This window comes from Calditrichia bacterium, from assembly GCA_020634975.1.
Taxonomy (GTDB): Bacteria; Calditrichota; Calditrichia; order RBG-13-44-9; family J075; genus JACKAQ01.
On record JACKAQ010000003.1, the window covers coordinates 449,739 to 466,042 of the forward strand.

At 47.7% G+C, this 16,304-nt stretch carries 17 protein-coding genes; 14 read left to right on the forward strand and 3 right to left on the reverse strand.

Features of this window, described 5'->3' with window-relative positions:
• Positions 1–30: 30 nt before the first annotated feature.
• The 14 genes from H6629_19535 to H6629_19600 all read left to right on the forward strand — a co-directional run bounded on the left by H6629_19535 (position 31) and on the right by H6629_19600 (position 14,626).
• Positions 31–480, forward strand: coding sequence for a hypothetical protein (locus H6629_19535; GenBank protein ID MCB9069971.1), 450 nt, complete (start codon positions 31–33; stop codon positions 478–480).
• A gap of 105 nt (positions 481–585) precedes the next feature.
• Positions 586–1,959 (forward strand): HAMP domain-containing histidine kinase, encoded by a 1,374-nt coding sequence (locus H6629_19540; GenBank protein ID MCB9069972.1) that lies wholly within the window; start codon positions 586–588, stop codon positions 1,957–1,959.
• On the forward strand, positions 1,956–2,393 hold the full coding sequence (locus H6629_19545; protein ID MCB9069973.1) for an META domain-containing protein: 438 nt from the start codon (positions 1,956–1,958) through the stop codon (positions 2,391–2,393). The genes H6629_19540 and H6629_19545 overlap by 4 nt, the downstream gene beginning before the upstream one ends.
• A gap of 14 nt (positions 2,394–2,407) precedes the next feature.
• The gene (locus H6629_19550; protein MCB9069974.1) at positions 2,408–2,806 is read left to right on the forward strand and encodes a hypothetical protein; all 399 of its coding nucleotides are present in this window, start codon (positions 2,408–2,410) and stop codon (positions 2,804–2,806) included.
• Positions 2,807–2,818: 12 nt separating this feature from the next.
• Positions 2,819–4,171, forward strand: coding sequence for a sigma-54-dependent Fis family transcriptional regulator (locus H6629_19555; protein MCB9069975.1), 1,353 nt, complete (start codon positions 2,819–2,821; stop codon positions 4,169–4,171).
• A complete protein-coding gene (locus tag H6629_19560) occupies positions 4,171–5,211 on the forward strand; it encodes a hypothetical protein (GenBank protein ID MCB9069976.1) in 1,041 nt (346 codons plus the stop codon). Before H6629_19555 ends, H6629_19560 begins: the two co-directional genes overlap by 1 nt.
• Complete coding sequence (locus H6629_19565; GenBank protein MCB9069977.1) at positions 5,211–6,236, forward strand: hypothetical protein; 1,026 nt, start codon at positions 5,211–5,213, stop codon at positions 6,234–6,236. Before H6629_19560 ends, H6629_19565 begins: the two co-directional genes overlap by 1 nt.
• Before the next feature lie 327 nt (positions 6,237–6,563).
• Complete coding sequence (locus H6629_19570) at positions 6,564–7,811, forward strand: energy transducer TonB (protein MCB9069978.1); 1,248 nt, start codon at positions 6,564–6,566, stop codon at positions 7,809–7,811.
• A 33-nt stretch (positions 7,812–7,844) separates the two neighbouring features.
• Positions 7,845–8,945: a hypothetical protein gene (locus H6629_19575; GenBank protein ID MCB9069979.1), complete on the forward strand. Its 1,101-nt coding sequence runs from the start codon at positions 7,845–7,847 to the stop codon at positions 8,943–8,945.
• Positions 8,946–8,997: 52 nt separating this feature from the next.
• On the forward strand, positions 8,998–9,459 hold the full coding sequence (locus H6629_19580; GenBank protein ID MCB9069980.1) for a hypothetical protein: 462 nt from the start codon (positions 8,998–9,000) through the stop codon (positions 9,457–9,459).
• Between the two features lie 277 nt (positions 9,460–9,736).
• A complete protein-coding gene (aqpZ, locus tag H6629_19585; GenBank protein ID MCB9069981.1) occupies positions 9,737–10,426 on the forward strand; it encodes an aquaporin Z in 690 nt (229 codons plus the stop codon).
• A 259-nt stretch (positions 10,427–10,685) separates the two neighbouring features.
• Positions 10,686–11,960 (forward strand): glycoside hydrolase family 5 protein, encoded by a 1,275-nt coding sequence (locus H6629_19590; protein MCB9069982.1) that lies wholly within the window; start codon positions 10,686–10,688, stop codon positions 11,958–11,960.
• A 65-nt stretch (positions 11,961–12,025) separates the two neighbouring features.
• The gene (locus H6629_19595) at positions 12,026–12,871 is read left to right on the forward strand and encodes a hypothetical protein (GenBank protein ID MCB9069983.1); all 846 of its coding nucleotides are present in this window, start codon (positions 12,026–12,028) and stop codon (positions 12,869–12,871) included.
• Positions 12,872–13,165: 294 nt separating this feature from the next.
• Entirely contained in the window at positions 13,166–14,626 is a 1,461-nt protein-coding gene (locus H6629_19600) for a glycoside hydrolase family 30 protein (GenBank protein ID MCB9069984.1), read from the forward strand.
• 93 nt (positions 14,627–14,719) lie between these two features.
• On the opposite strand, the gene H6629_19605 is transcribed toward H6629_19600, so the two are convergent.
• The 3 genes from H6629_19605 to H6629_19615 all read right to left on the reverse strand — a co-directional run bounded on the left by H6629_19605 (position 14,720) and on the right by H6629_19615 (position 16,156).
• Positions 14,720–14,890: a hypothetical protein gene (locus H6629_19605; GenBank protein MCB9069985.1), complete on the reverse strand. Its 171-nt coding sequence runs from the start codon at positions 14,888–14,890 to the stop codon at positions 14,720–14,722.
• A 74-nt stretch (positions 14,891–14,964) separates the two neighbouring features.
• Positions 14,965–15,552, reverse strand: coding sequence for a DUF2867 domain-containing protein (locus tag H6629_19610; protein MCB9069986.1), 588 nt, complete (start codon positions 15,550–15,552; stop codon positions 14,965–14,967).
• 223 nt (positions 15,553–15,775) lie between these two features.
• Positions 15,776–16,156: a reactive intermediate/imine deaminase gene (locus tag H6629_19615; protein ID MCB9069987.1), complete on the reverse strand. Its 381-nt coding sequence runs from the start codon at positions 16,154–16,156 to the stop codon at positions 15,776–15,778.
• Positions 16,157–16,304: the final 148 nt, after the last annotated feature.

Consider the following 16,304-nt stretch of genomic DNA (forward strand, 5'->3'; position numbering starts at 1 on the left):
CAATTCACCAATTATAAATGGAGAAAAATCATGATGTTAAATAAAATATTTATTATCAGTTTTACGGTGGCAATTGCGGCTTTCTTACTTTCATGCTCCGAATCCCCCACCGATAGCGGGCGCAAAATTACATTTGGCTCCAATTACGCCGAAGGAAAAGGTGAATTTCCGGAAGCGTATTTGAGCAGCGGCTCGGACAGGGAAAATACGTTTCGTTCGTTAAAATCGATCCGCAACAGCGACGGCAGTTTAGCATTGGAAGTTAGCGGTTGGGGCATCCGGGAAATGGGAATTATGTGCCGACGAGAAATTGAAAACGAAACGCTGCGCTTATCAATCACCCATTTTTGCGGAACCGTGCAAACACTCACACCGGAAAAAGTCAAATTCGATCAACTGGTGACACTGGCTACGGAAGATTCGCTATCGCGGATAGTGTTTATCGCCACCGGCGATTCGCTAGTTCTGGAAAAACGATAGCGGTAATCAAATATTTCCGTTACATTTTGGAAATTGCGCAACTGTTCGTGGGTGATTGCCGTTTAAATATGGGTAAAAAATATAAACCGGGTGGACGTGTAAGTATTGTTAAAACATCGCATTATATTGATTTTTTCTGCGCTGACCACCGTACTGGTTGCGGTGATGGCGTGGGTGAGCTATGTGGCCGTCCGGGAAATTTACCTCAACCAGGTTTCGGAGCAAACCCGGTTGCTCACCCGGTTGATCGGCAGCAGCATCGATGCAAAATATCTCACGTTTATCGACGCCAATCAGCCATCACAGCGGGCGATCAGCTATTATCGCGATCAATTGGCGGAACATGCAGAAGCGTTGCTGGTTGGAAATATTGTGTTGTTTGACCAGAATTTTCAAATACTTACGCAAACTGAATCAGCTGCGCTTCCCGTTGAAAGCGATGCGCGATTGCTGCTGTTCACCAACGACATCCGGCAGTTGAATATCGCAGAAGCCGGTGCCTCTCTGCCGTTTAAAGGGCACGACCAGCAGTGGTATTTGTGGGGATTTTACCGTTTGGACAGCGAACATTGGCTGGGCATTCGCGAAAGCGCCGCGCGATTTGCCGAAGTGGAGAAACTGCCGAAAATTTTTGGCGCGATCGGGCTGATTGGGCTGGCATTCACCATTTTTGCGGGCGTTTGGCTGGCGAGCAGCATTACCAAACCCATCAACCAACTGGTGAAATTCAGCCGAAAACTCGGTGAGGGTGATTTTACCGCAAAAGCACCGTTGGTGAATCCCGGCGAACTGGCAATTCTGGCATCTGCGATGGACAATATGCGCCAGGATTTGCTGCACAAAAATCGCGAAAAAGAGGCGATGCTAGCCCAAATTGCTCACGAAATCCGAAATCCGCTCGGCGGGATGGAACTGCTTTCCGGATTGGTGAAAGAGGATTTGCAGCAACACGGTGCCGATGCAGGATACATCGACAAAATTCTGGCAGAAATCGGCGGGCTGAAATCGTTGATCAACGCCTATCTCAACTACAGCCGCCCGACGCTGCCAAATCCCGAACCGTTGAACATTGCGGAAGTGCTCAGCGAAGTACAGGAAACGTTGCGACACAAATTCAGCCAAAAAAACGCCCAATTTGAACCATCTGTGAACGGTGCAGTATTGAACTTTGACAGACAACATTTGCGGCAAATTTTGTTCAATTTATTGAACAACAGCCTGCAATCGCTGCCGGATGGCGGAACAATCCGGGTGGAATCCCGGCAATCGCGCATCGAAATTTGTGATGATGGTCCGGGCATTGATGTAGCGCATTTGCCCAAAATTTTCGATCCGTTTTTTACCACGCGCGAATCCGGCACGGGTTTGGGATTGGCAATTTGCCAAAAACTTTGCCGGGAAAACGACGCTTTGCTAACCGTCGAAAATCTGGAAAACGGCGGTTGTAAATTTTCGATAATACAGGAGTTTAACCAATGAAGCACATGTTTTGGCTGACAGTAGCTTTCACATTTACACTGATTGTATCCTGCGATAATTTGACAGATAACGAAAAAACGCAAAAAGAATTACTCGGCAGAATTTGGCAATTGCAATCGCTGGAAACCATCGACGGCGATAAAATTGATGTTCCCGAAGACCAATTTTACACCCTGCAAATTCACGAAGACGGCTCGTTTGGCGGCACATCCGACTGCAACGCGTATGGCGGAAAAGTGAATTTTGATGACGGATTATTCCGCGTAACCGAGCTGGTTCACACCGAAGCCTATTGCGGCGATGAATCGCTGGACGGAACGTATATGAACGCGTTGCAATCTGCGCTCGCATTCGAAGTTCGTTCTGGGCGATTGCGCATTTTTTACGTTGACGGTTTCCAAACGATGGTGTTTTTGGAACAGTTAAGTCAATAAAGGAGGAAATTCAAATGAAAAGAATGTTCGTTTTACTTTCAATAATTTTTTTGTGGGCATGTGATCAGAGTACAGATTTAAAGAAACAGGCCGAGTTGCCCAACCCGCAAGTTGTTGCGTTTTCCGAACTGCCGCAAAGCACAGCATCCACCTACTTTTTGATCGGCAAATTTAACGATTACGAAACCAACTTGCGCCGTGCGATTTCGAACGGTGTGGATGTTCAGGAAGCGTGGATACCATTAAGTACATCGCCGTGTGAATGCATAACTTGCACCGATGCGATGCAAATTCGCGTCATCGGCGCAACTGAAGAATTGGAGCAATTGGGTTTCGTACACGACACCGATCCGTGGCAAATCAATTGCGGTGTGCAGGATTTCGCCCATTATACTTTCACAGAAACAGAATAGAAACAGAAACTTATGCAAAAAAATCCACTGATCATTGTGGAAGATAACGAAGCGATGCGACTGGGCATGACCGAGAGTTTACGCCGCGCCGGATACGATGTTTTCGATTTTCCGGATGCCAGAACCGCGCTTGATTTTTTTGCGCGCCAGCCGGTGCCGCTGCTCATCAGCGATCTGAAAATGGCGGGGATGAGCGGGATGGAATTGCTCAAACAGCTCAAAAATCAATCGCCGCAAACGGAGTTGATCATGGTTTCTGCCTTCGGTACGGTAGAAGTTGCGGTGGAAGCCATGCAATTTGGTGCGCTGGATTTTCTGACCAAACCGTTTTCGATGGAAGAATTGCGCATCCGCGTACAGCGGGCATTTGAAAAAATTCAGCAAAAACAGCAATTTGAGCGATTGCTGGAACAGCACCATTTGCTGCAGGATGAGCAATTTGGTGATATGATCGGCACATCGCCGGTGATGCAGCGGGTGTTCGATCTCATCCAGCGCGTCGCAAAAGAGGACAGCGCCATCCTCATTGAAGGCGAAAGCGGCACCGGAAAAGAGCTGGTCGCCCGTGCGATCCACAAAAATAGCGACCGCGCCGACAAACCGTTTGTGCGCGTCAACTGCGGCGCACTGAACGACAACTTGCTGGAAAGCGAATTGTTCGGTCACGAAAAAGGTGCGTTCACCGGCGCAATCAAACGCAAAAAAGGGCGGTTCGAACTGGCAGATAGCGGCACGCTGTTTCTCGATGAAATCGGCGATATCTCCCAAAACATGCAAGTTAAACTATTGCGTGTGTTGCAAGAAGGCGAATTCGAGCGGGTTGGCGGTGAAACCACCCTTTCGGTGGATGTGCGGATCATCAGCGCGACCCATCGCAACCTGCCAAAATTGGTGATGAACAGCGATTTCCGGGAAGATTTGTATTACCGGCTGAGCGTCATTCCCATCCAGTTGCCGCCGCTTCGCGAGCGAAAAGACGACATCCCGGCGCTGGTTCAGCATTTTTTGAACAGACGGAATCGCGGCAAAAGCATTTCGCAGGAAGGAATGAATTTGCTGATCGAATACAGTTGGCCCGGCAACATTCGCGAGCTGGAAAATGTGTTGGAACGGCTGGCGGTCATCTCACCGCAACCGCTGATCGAACCGCAACTGATTGCCCAGCAACTCGGGCGCGGTGTGGGCATGTCCGCCGTCAATCAATACGAAAATTTGCCGCTGGATGACGCGGTCAACGCATTCGAAAAAAACCTGATCATTCACGCGCTCAAAAAAGCGCAGGGTGTCAAAAACCAGGCGGCAAAAATGTTGGGCATCCGCACCAGCACGTTGTATTACAAATTGGAAAAATACGGATTAAATTGATGAATTTTCAGCTAAAAAATGCGCACCAAACAGTGAAACAACGCCGATTTTTGCGATTGGTTCTGGCTGTATTATTGCTGTTTTCCAACGCGATTTTCGCCCAAAATATCCCGGAATTGCTCGGCGAATACCGGCATCTTGATCTGCAAATTCAGCAACGCACCGCGGCCATCGATTCGCTGAACGGGTTGCTGGCTCAACAAACCGCGCGGATCGATCAGGAAAAGCAGGCATCATCACCGGATAAATCCACGCTGCGCGAACAGATGGCGGAAGGGTTGGAACTGAGCGAAAGCATCAACCGGCAACGTCAGCAATTGCAACAGTTACAGCAGAAATTCAACATCTGCCAATCGAAACTCGCGGCGCGATTTGCCGCACGAATTGATTCGCTGAAAGCGCTGCAAAACGACGCCAGTTTTTCCGGCGATGAAACCGCGTTGCAGGAATCGATCGTTTCCGCGACGGCAAATTATTTGTTCTTCTCCCCTATTTTTCGCGAGCTGCCGTTTGATCCCCAAAAAATTGCCGGGATGGAACCGGCTACCACCAGCGATTCGCTGGAACGCGGACTGATGCGTGATTATCTGGCAACCGCCGAAAAAGGCGTCGATGAACGGCTGGCAATCATCCGGAACGATCGCCGGAAACTGGAAAGCACCATCAAATTATCCCGCAAAGCCGAAGAATTTTTGAGCGATGTTTCCGACGAAAATTACAGCCTTTTTGCCCAGGGAATGATCAGCTCGCAACGCAACGAAGCGTTCGCAACCACCGAAAGAGATAACCTGCCCACAAACGGTTTTTCGCCGATGGATTTTTCCGCCAAACAATTGGAAAATATCAGTATTTTTTTCGCACAGTTGGGTGTCGATCGACCCGCTTCCGCCGAACAATCTTTCAAAATGGCTATCGAATCCGGCAGTGAATTTGTATCTTTGGAAGACTATCTGGATTTGCTGAAAACGGCTGAAACGCGACTCGAAACGTTTCACAAAGCCATAACCAAAAAACTGGAAGCGAAGGATGTCGCGCAATAATGCATTTTACACCGGCACGATGGACATTTTTTCTGTGCTGCCTTTGCTATTTCGGTGCTGCGCAAACGGCTTCATCTCCCCTTTTAAATTACCGCATCAGTGTGGAATCGGGCTGGACGAGCGCCCATTTATCCTCACTCGATAACGATATTTCCCCCACTGTTCGCCTCAACGGAAAATTTTCGATCCGCAAAAAATCGCGTGCATTTGCGTGGCAGTTGAACGGACAATTTCGCCCGGAACTGTTTCTCTCCGGCGATGTGCCGACCCATTTGAAATATGGCGTTGCCGGAAAAATTGAGCGCAATTTTCGCAAATGGCACTGGATTTTTTCCGCATCGGCAGATGCCCGGCGACTGTCGATCGCTTTTCAAACCTTCACGCTGCAAAAATGGAGCGCGGAAACCCAACTGATCTGGCAGATAAATCCGCGAACACAGCTAAAATTCGGCAGCGGTGCGGATTTGCTGAACGCCAAAAATATTCTGGAAAACCGCATGACCGCCGGACGATTTTTTGTGATATGGCAACGACAATTCTCCCGGGTGTTTCGCGGGCAAATGGGGTTTACCGGCGATCCTTTTGTGATCGAAGAATCATTTTCCGGTGCGTCAAACACCGGTTACCGGATAGGTGCTGTAGTTTCCATAACCCGCCAAAAAACATGGATTTGGCAGATGCGATATCACGGCATTTTGCACCATTCGGAATTTACGCAATCACCTTCCAGCGAACATTGGCTGCATCTGTTGACCGGGCGAATTTTCGCCAACAACTGGTCCGTTTTATTTCTCGCGGATTATCGTTTCCGCAAATTCACATTTGTCGAAAACGCCCCGCTAAATCTGCTCTACAGCCCTTACGATGACGATCGAAAAGTGTATCTCAAAATCGAAAAAGATTTTTCGAACACCAGCCAACTGTTTTTTTTGTTCGGTTACCAGAGTGAGGATTTGTTCAATTTGCAATCGCGGTATTACGGTTGGCGTGGGTTAATCGGCGTGGAATTTGGTAAATCACGGTAAAACAATCTCTCCCCCCGGCATTGATAAACATTAAAAACTTCTAAATTTTCCTACCCAAAATAATGCTTTGGCGCACGTTCAAAATTCAATTGTGCAGTATATATGTTTCATGTGTTTTAGTGTATAGACATATATTTTACAAAAGGAGCGAAAATGCGCAGGTGTCCAAACTGCAGTGCGATCAATGAGGATCATTATATTCGATGTTATAACTGTTTTCACTCGTTTCTTTCAAGCCCGCAACAACAAACAGTCACAGGTACACCCCGGCAAAACGTAAATCCAAACGGCTCCCCCAGCCAATTTCAGGAAAATTTTGTTCAGCAAGTGCAGCCGCAACAACCCGCACCACAGTTTTTTGCGCAACCAAATGGCAGCGCGGCAACAACGGTTGTTCCTGTTACAACGGATAGCAAAAAAACCATTCTTCTGGTTTTGCTGATGGTTTCAGTGATTATTGCAGCAGGTGTTTGGTATTTCGTACATGTTAAACATCAGCGAGAACAACAGGTTACGGCATTATTTGCACTCGCAGAAAGCACGTTTAAACGGAACGATTATCCTAAAGCTTCGGAATTGTTTCAGCAATTTGTGCTGCAACATCCGGATAATTCGCTGAGCGAATTGGCACAACAGCGACTGGATGCCATCGCATTAATGGAAACAGAGGCACAAAAGCAACGTGCCGGACGCAGCCAGCAAATTGAAGAAACACTGAAACGCGCCCAAATTGCAATGAATTTGCGACGCTACATCACACCGGAAAATGACAACGCGTTGACCCATATCCGGGCAGTATTAGCCATCGATCCGTTCCAAAAACAGGCGTTGGATATGCTGAACACGATTGGCAATTTTTACCGCACGGAAGCTGAACGCGATTTTAATCGCGGTCGTTACGAGCGCGCCAAAAATTATTATGAAAACATTCAGGTTGTTTATCCGGGTGATGAATCCGCAGGAGAGCAGATTGCCAAAATTGACGATTTGATCAATGAGGAAATCAATCGCCGCAGACAAATTGCCCGGCAAAACGCAGCATCTCAACAGGTTGCCCGCAGCGAACAACCGGCAACCAACCCGGTCTCCAAAACTGCACCGCAACAAAATTTACCGGCAGAAAAACCAGCCGAAAATCCAGCATCAAACGATACGGGCTCCCAGCCATTGGCATCTTTAAACAACACTATTTTACCGCCGAATACCCCTGTTTCAACACCTGTGGATCCGGTGGAAACGAAACCGGCAAATGCCGATTCCGCATCGCTGAATGCAGTGCCCGAAATAATTTCGGTTGACGAAAGCCAGATCGACGGTGGTAAAAAAGTTCTCCTTCGCAAAGCTGAGCCGGTTGTTCCCCGCAGTTGGAATTACGGCGGTTTTTCCCGCGTTCGGGCAATCTGCACCGTCGGCACGGACGGACAGGTAGAAAACGTGGAAATCCTTACACCTGCTAAATATCGTAGGCTCAATGATTTAACAACCGAAACTTTATTGAAATACCAATACAAACCCGCCACCTTCAACGGCTTGCCAACACGCTTCAAAACTGTTGAAGAAATCGTTTACAAATAACACAAAAGCTCAATCCATTCAAGGAGGATTCGAATGAACGGAACCATCGGGGCAAAACTCCGAAGCGGGATTTTATGCTTTATCCTGCTCATTTGCGCAACCGGAACCACTTCGGCACAGTGGAACTGGTGGAATTTTTATGATATTTCTTACCAATTTTCGCCATCAGAAAACGCGAGTCGCTCGTTGAAAAACGGCGCATTTGTGTTGGGGCAATATGATTTGTTTACGTCATACAATATCGATAACCGCATCGAAGTGTTGGCGGAATTGGTGTTCGAAGCGCCGGGCGGTGAACTGGAAGTGGATTTGGAACGATTGCTCATCAGCTATACGTTTATCGATTTGCTGACGCTGGAAGTCGGTCGTGGACACTCGCCATTGGGTTATTACGGCAACACGTTTCACCACGGGCGACAGTTGGAATCGACCATCAACCGGCCACTGATTTTGGAATTTGAAGATGAAGGCGGATTGGTGCCGGCGCATAATGTTGGAATGTGGCTGCGCGGTTTCACTGCCGGAAACGCCGGTGTAATGGATTACACCATCGGTGTTGCCAACGGACAACAGATCGATGCGGATCATGGTGAGCTTGCCCTCAATTTAAATGAAGATGACAACCCGAACAAAATTCTATTTGGCAAACTGAATCTGGAACCGGCAATTTTGGGCGGTTTGGGCATCGGTGGATCATTCTATCGCGGAAAAGTGAACGGATTTAGCGAGCTTTCCGAATCACCGGTTATCGATCTCGACCAGAATATTTTTGGTGCGCACCTCTTTTACGATATTTTGCCAGTGCAAATTCTTGCTGAATATTATAATGTAAACAGCAAAGATATGCTGGATACGGCAAAACCCAGCTACAACTCCACCGGTTATTTTGCTCAGGCAGCATATGAATTCAAGGAAAAAATTCGCCCGTATGCCCGTATAGAAGAACTGGCTCCTGAAATGGGCGACCCGTATGGCAACACACTCATCGGCACGGAAGATGTCCAGCGGATTACCGGCGGTGTGCGGTTTAATATTTCCACCCAAAGCTCAATCAAACTGGAAGCCATTACCCAAAAATTTGGTGATAACGATAGCTATCTGATCATCGGAACGCAGTGGGCAGTGGTATTTTAAATGATTGAAAAACAAATGATTAGGACGATCAGCCTATTAACAGGAGCCAACAATGAATAAACTATTGATACTTGCGACCATTCTGTGTTTTTTTGCGTCGCCATGCTTCTCGCAGGATAAACCTGCCGGTGAAACCAGCAAAGAAACGTTGGTGTTCATCGTTAACTCGGAAGCACCAATCTGGAAGGACATGAACGCAAAAGACATTAAAAACATATTTCTCGGAAAAATTAAAAACCGGGACAGCATCCACATTTTACCCACCATTCGCCATAATGAAGATCTCAAAAATGAATTTTTGGATCTATACATCGGGCTTTCGGCCAACCGATTCAAATCGTATTGGGTGAAAGCTGTTTTTTCGAAAGGTGGCGAGCGCCCAAAAGAATTCGAATCGCTGGACGAACTGCTGAATTTTATCGGTGAACATACCGGGGCAATCGGTTTTGCCCGGAACAGCGAAATTGAGGAATTACCGGATGGTGTGAAAACACTGACGATTCAGCCAGAATAACACTTTTTTAACACGGATGGGTTCACCGGAAGGGATATTCCGGATTTCAATCGTCTGTCGGCAACGGCAGGCGATTTTTTTTGTCAGGGAATCATCCGTTTGGCAATACGATATATTTTTATCGCAACACCTGCGGCTAAATCCAATTATTTTTTATTATCAAATAAAATCCATAGCGATAGGTATTGAACTTATGCAATAATGTGGTATATTCTACACGTCATATAACAAGCAGCTATTTGCTTTATTCATTATCAACCCATTATTGGAGAAATTTATGAAAAAGTATGGTGCAGAGTTTATCGGGACGTTCTGGCTGGTACTTGGCGGCTGCGGCAGCGCAGTGTTGGCTGCGGCGTTTCCGAATGTTGGGATCGGTTTGCTCGGTGTTTCGTTCGCATTTGGCTTAACCGTGCTGACAATGGCTTTCGCTATCGGGCATATTTCCGGCTGTCACCTGAATCCGGCGGTTTCGATCGGGCTTTGGGCTGGCGGTCGCTTTGATACAAAAGATTTGCTGCCGTATATCGTAGCACAAGTTGCTGGTGCAATTGCTGCCGGCGGTGTTTTATATGTGATTGCCAGCGGGCAAACGGGCTTCAGCCTTTCCGGCGGTTTTGCATCTAACGGTTACGGCAGCCACTCGCCGGGCGGATATAGTATGCTGGCTGCGTTGGTTACCGAAATCGTGATGACAATGATGTTCCTTTTTGTCATCCTCGGTGCCACGGATAAACGGGCGCCCAAAGGCTTTGCACCAATTGCCATCGGGCTTTGCCTGACGCTGATTCACCTAATCAGCATCCCGGTTACCAACACATCGGTTAATCCGGCACGGAGCACCGGCGTTGCCCTGTTCGCCGGCGATTGGGCGATTTCCCAACTGTGGTTGTTTTGGGTAGCGCCAATTATCGGCGGTGTTTTGGGTGCGGTAATTTATCGCTTCATCGGGAACGATAACGATTAGACTATTTACCAGAGCGAATTGATTTTTTTCAACGTCTGTCAGTAACGGCAGACGTTTTTTTTGTGCTCAAATCAAATTGTTATTAAAATAATAATCGCTATCAAATTAATAACTTTTTCACAACCAACCGTTAACGCTAACCTACCCGAATAGATCATTTAGCAACTATTTCCCGTTGGTATAATTTTTGAACGAATACTGCGGTATCAATTGAGGTATCCAAATTATACCCGAAACCTTATAAAAAAGGTGAAACATCGTGAAATTCGCACTCGGTAATTTCTTCCTTTGTTTAATGCTTATCGTTAGTTGCTCTGAAAAATCGGCAACGGAACCCCAAAATAATCCCCCGGCAGTTTTCGAAACCCCGCAAGTTGTGATCGGGAAAATGATGCGCGGCATCAACATTGGCAACACGCTGGAACCGCCAACAGAAGGTGGTTGGAATAACGGCCCGTTGGAAGAAGTTTATTTTGATGATTACAAATCCGCCGGATTTACATGTGTTCGCGTTCCCGTTCGCTGGGAAAAACATGCGGCAACTACCGCACCGTATGCGATTGATGCGGATTGGCTTGATCGCATTGAGCAAGTGGTGGATTGGGGATTGGCGCGCGACCTGTATATTATTCTCAACGCGCATCACGAATGGTGGCTGGTGAACAATTACGCCAACGCCGATACGCTGGCGCGGTTCGAGAGCATCTGGCAGCAGATTGCCGATCGCTTCAAAGATAAATCCCCCAAATTATTATTTGAAATCATCAACGAACCGCACGGCATGACCCAGGCGCAACTGAACGAGCTGAATGGCAACATTCTCACAATCATTCGTGCGGAAAACCCGCAGCGGATTGTGATTTTCGGTGGTCACGAGTGGGCGGGCGCCGCTCAACTGTTGACCGCAGCCGTTCCCAATGACGATTACCTGATGGGCTATTATCACTCCTACGACCCCTGGAATTTTGCCGGTGAAGCCAACGGCTTTTGGGGAACATTCGACGATATCGCAGCCGTAAAGGCGCAATTTTCGAGCGTGGCAAACTGGTCGAATGCCAGAAATATTCCTGCAATGATCAGCGAATTTGGCGCCGTCCGCAATTGCGATTACAACTCCCGCATGATGCATTATTACACATACGTTGAACAGGCGCTCACCAACGGCATCGCCTTTATGGCATGGGACGATGGCGGCGATTTCGGGATTTACGACCGGACAAACCGGACCTGGTCGGAGGTAAAAGATATCCTGATTTACGGGCATCCGAACGGTCCGGTGTTGACTGAAGCGACCTATTTGGGCAACGCAACGGTGTATCTGCAATGGCAAAACCGTTCCTCCGCTATCAACCAGATTATCGTTGAACGCAAATCCGACACATCGGATTTTACCGAAATTGCCCGGCTCGGCGCTGCCGCAATTGACTATCGCGACACCGCCGCCGGCAGCGGTAGCCAATACTATCGTGTGATTTACAAATTCAGCGATCAATCGGATATGTATTCCAATCCGATGGTTGTCCAAACGCCATAATGTAAAGGAAATGCTTTATGTTTCGCTTTCGCACCTGTATTCGCCACACAATTTTGCTGATCCCGATGTTGATTTTGATAACCAGCGGATGCGGCAAAAAAGAATCGCCGACCCAATCCGACCCGCCGGCGCAAATTGAAAAAAGCGCCAAACGCGGTCTGGCATACGACTTAACCCAACCGGCAGATCTTGAGGCGCTGAAAAGCGGCGTGAGCTGGTGGTATAACTGGTATTTTAAAACAACAGCAGCATCAGATTACAACGACACATATCAGATGGAATTTATTCCCATGCTTTGGGGCAGGAATGCTTCCGCAGATTACACCCAGTTGAAAAACTTCATTTTGAGCCATCCGGAAATCGAATATCTGTTGGTGTTAAATGAACCGAACTTAACCGATCAGGCCAATCTGACGCCGGATGTGGCTGCCGTAGAATGGGTGAAATATGAGCAGGTGATCAGCGAGTTGGCTGCCCAAAACCGCACGGTTGCGCTGGTCGGTCCGGCGATGACCTGGGGAACGCTCAGCGGTTTTTCCGATCCGGTGGTCTGGCTGGACGCATTTTACGCAGAATACCGCGCTGCCAACGGCGGACGCGATCCGAAAATTGATTATCTGGCATTTCACTGGTATGATTACGGTTTAGCGGCACAGCTCGACCGGCTGCAAAAATATGGCAAAAAAATCTGGATCACAGAAATGGCCAACTGGAATGCGCAAATCAATTCGTACGAAAAGATGGCAGAGCAAATGCAGCAAATGGTCGCGGTTTGCGAAAGCCGTTCGGATGTATTTCGCTATGCCTGGTTTATCGGACGTGGTGCGGAAGATCGCTTCACCAATCTGTTTAACCCATCGCCGGGGGAATTGAACGATCTCGGCAATTTGTATCTCAGTCTGCCGTATTAAAAACAAGTAATGGTTGTGAGGGGATATATAGAATTATTTATGCGAATTACGAATTGTATGTAAAACTGTAAAAATATCAGGAGCCCCCTGCCTTCGCAGGGGTGACAACCACAGAAGAAAGGTGTCATTCCTGCGAAGGCAGGAATCCCCGTGCTTTCAACAACACTATTGGTCCAGTTACAATACGACTATTTATTAACCCATACCAATCACGCAAATGTGACCAATACCGGAAAAGAAAAACCAAATTGTGCTAAACATAAAATTCCCTGAAATCAGATTATGAGGCGTATAATGAAAAAAGCATTACTTTTGTTGATAGCGGCATTGATCACCGTTGCCTGTGTGGAAAAAAGCGGCATCATGTCCGATACCGTCGAATATTCACCGGCAGGCAAAACGGTTCAGGTGTTCACGACCGCAGCGGAATCGGAGATGCGGATAAGCCCGTCCGCCACCCTGGCATTTGAAGATGCCACCCAGCCATTTGAAAACGAAGTGGCGGTGTTTGTCAATCCCGATGAACAATTCCAGACATTTTTGGGCATCGGCGGGGCGATAACCGACGCATCTGCCGAAGTGTTCGCAACCCTGTCCGAAGCGAAACAGCAGGAACTGCTCGAAGCCTATTACGATCCCGAAAAAGGGATCGGTTACACCCTCGCCCGGACGTCCATCCACAGCTGCGATTTCAGCAGCGGCAGCTTCACGTATATTGCGGACGGCGACAAAGATTTGCAAACCTTCAGCATCGAACATGATATGCAATACCGGATTCCCATGATCAAACGGGCGATTAAAGCCGCCGGTGGAAAGCTGTTGATGTATGCCAGCCCGTGGAGCCCGCCCGCGTTCATGAAAGACAATAACGATATGCTGCACGGCGGAAAACTGCTGCCGGAATATTACCAGTCGTGGGCAAATTATTACATCAAATTTATCCATGCGTATGAAGCCGCCGGCATCCCGATTTGGGGACTGACGATTCAAAACGAGCCGATGGCTGTTCAGCGTTGGGAATCCTGTATTTACACCGCCGAAGAAGAGCGCGATTTCCTCAAAAAACACCTCGGACCCACGCTGCAAAAAGCCGGTTTGAAAAACAAGAAGATTGTGGTCTGGGATCACAACCGCGATTTGATCAACCACCGGGCAAACACTATTTTCGGCGATCCGGATGCGGCGAAATATGCCTGGGGCATCGGTTTTCACTGGTACGAAACCTGGGCCGGCGGCGATCCGATGTTCACCAACCTTGGTTTGGTGAAAGAAGCTTATCCGACCAAAAACCTGTTGTTCACCGAAGGTTGTGCGGAACGGTTTATCCCGGATAATTACATGTCTGTCAAAAATGCGGAGCGCTACGGCATTTCGATGATCAACGATTTTAACCACGGCACCGTCGGGTGGACAGACTGGAACATATTGCTCGACCAGCGCGGCGGCCCGAATCACGTCGAAAACTTTTGTTTTGCACCGATGCATGCCGATGTAAACACCGGCGAACTGTTTTATACGCTGTCGTATTATTACATCGGGCATTTCTCCAAATTTATCCGTCCCGAAGCCAAACGGGTGAGCACAGCACCCAGCCGCAGCCATTTGCTGGCAACTTCTTTCCTGAATACGGACGGCACAATGGCAACCGTTGTGCTCAACCAAAGCGATTTGCCAATCACCTACAAATTGATTGTGGGCAGCAAACAAACATCGACGGAAATACTGCCGCATTCCATTCAAACGCTGGTGTATTGATTGGATATGTGACCATTATAGACATTACAAAAAAAGGGCAAGTGTAAAACTTGCCCTTTTGTAACATTTGCGATAGTATTGTGTTTTTTTGAATTACCGCCCCAGTTTGTCCCGCAGTTCCGGTTTATCCGCCAGCGCCATATTTGCCACAGCCAGCACTTCTTCCCGCCAACGCACAGCTTTGGAAACATTTACATCGCGGTCAACCGTTGCCTGCTGGGCAGAACCGATGCGATTCTGCTGCAAATTATAGGCATCTTTCAACGCGTCCTCCTGCGCTAATATCGCTTACACACGTTGATAGGCGAGCCGATTGTTTTCAAAATAATTTTCAACCACTAACCCACCCCATTATAAGCTTTCTGCCACGCATTATACAACCGGCGAAATAAAGAAGGATAAACAATCCAATGCCGAAACGGTTTTATCAGCCCCATATAAATCGGGGTTAACCACCCGGTATGCCGGACATAAATGCCCCACAATAAGCGATACCCATCCCCTTTTGGCAACAACACCCACACCAGCGCAGCATGAACCGTTTTGTTGCGGATTTCGCTCATCGCTTCCTGTGGAAACACGTAAAGAATCGTAAATGGCCCCTGTTTACTGCCGGGAGCAATTCCGGATTTAGCGATATCATCTGCGCTTAACCGTGCCCGGAAAAGGACATCTTTGTCCGGCGGCTCAGCGTCCCATCGAAATATCCGCCCCAAAAACCAGCGTAACCCGAAAAGGGCTTTTACAACGCCGGATGGCTCACTGCTTTTGGCAAGGTTAAGAATATCCAAAACCGTTCGCCCTTCCCCGCCGCCCGGCAGGTCAACTTGCCAGACATCGTATAGCGGCACATCTTTCAACAACGCATGTGCCCGTAAATCCAGGTTACGGTATTCCTGTTTATCGGTGTTTTTCCACGGTGGCATTTGGCGCTCCGGTGTTCTGGTATAAAACAATTGGTGGTATTAAACAAATAATAATCGATTCACCCGAAGGGGATTCCGGCATAAAGCCGGAATGACATGGAAGAAACAGTCCGTTAGCGGTCATTCCTGCGAAGGCAGGAATCTCAGCATTTCCTTTTCAACACTACCGAACAATTATTGGGTACAATAATATCCGTCAACAGAAAATATCTGCAAACAAGTGTTATCCATCCAGCTCCGCAATACACTCGATTTCAACCAACGCATCCAAAGGATTTTGTTTAACCGCGATGGTCGTCCGGCTGGGTTTATGTCCGGCGAACATTTCTTCATAAATGCGATTCATCCCTTTAAAATCATCCATACTTTTGAGATACACCGTTGTTTTGACCACATTTTTCAGGGTTAATCCTACTTCTGCCAAAACGATGGAAAGATTGTTCAGCACCCTTTCGGTTTGTTCTTCAATGGTTGTTCCCACGATTTTCATCGAATTCGGATCCAACGGGGTTTGCCCGGAGCAAAAAACCAGGTTACCAGATTTCATGGCATGGCAATACGGTCCAATGGCTTTCGGCGCGTTTTTTACATTGACAGTTTCCATAACTTATTCTCCATAATTAAAATAATGGGGTAATGGGTTCATCCGAAATCAACTTAATGTAAGGTATTTTTTGGGTAATGGTCAACAGATCTGATCTATTTAATCAGAATGCAACGCGGCATCGAACCATTACTGCGAACCATCAATA

Bases quoted from the DNA above. Each gene is read 5' to 3' on its own strand.
- H6629_19535 (MCB9069971.1), top strand. From the start codon at position 31: ATGATGTTAAATAAAATATTTATTATCAGTTTTACGGTGGCAATTGCG.
- H6629_19545 (MCB9069973.1), top strand. From the start codon at position 1,956: ATGAAGCACATGTTTTGGCTGACAGTAGCTTTCACATTTACACTGATT.
- H6629_19550 (MCB9069974.1), top strand. From the start codon at position 2,408: ATGAAAAGAATGTTCGTTTTACTTTCAATAATTTTTTTGTGGGCATGT.
- H6629_19555 (MCB9069975.1), top strand. From the start codon at position 2,819: ATGCAAAAAAATCCACTGATCATTGTGGAAGATAACGAAGCGATGCGA.
- H6629_19560 (MCB9069976.1), top strand. From the start codon at position 4,171: ATGAATTTTCAGCTAAAAAATGCGCACCAAACAGTGAAACAACGCCGA.
- H6629_19565 (MCB9069977.1), top strand. From the start codon at position 5,211: ATGCATTTTACACCGGCACGATGGACATTTTTTCTGTGCTGCCTTTGC.
- H6629_19575 (MCB9069979.1), top strand. From the start codon at position 7,845: ATGAACGGAACCATCGGGGCAAAACTCCGAAGCGGGATTTTATGCTTT.
- H6629_19580 (MCB9069980.1), top strand. From the start codon at position 8,998: ATGAATAAACTATTGATACTTGCGACCATTCTGTGTTTTTTTGCGTCG.
- aqpZ (MCB9069981.1), top strand. From the start codon at position 9,737: ATGAAAAAGTATGGTGCAGAGTTTATCGGGACGTTCTGGCTGGTACTT.
- H6629_19595 (MCB9069983.1), top strand. From the start codon at position 12,026: ATGTTGATTTTGATAACCAGCGGATGCGGCAAAAAAGAATCGCCGACC.
- H6629_19600 (MCB9069984.1), top strand. From the start codon at position 13,166: ATGAAAAAAGCATTACTTTTGTTGATAGCGGCATTGATCACCGTTGCC.
- H6629_19610 (MCB9069986.1), bottom strand. From the start codon at position 15,552: ATGCCACCGTGGAAAAACACCGATAAACAGGAATACCGTAACCTGGAT.
- H6629_19615 (MCB9069987.1), bottom strand. From the start codon at position 16,156: ATGGAAACTGTCAATGTAAAAAACGCGCCGAAAGCCATTGGACCGTAT.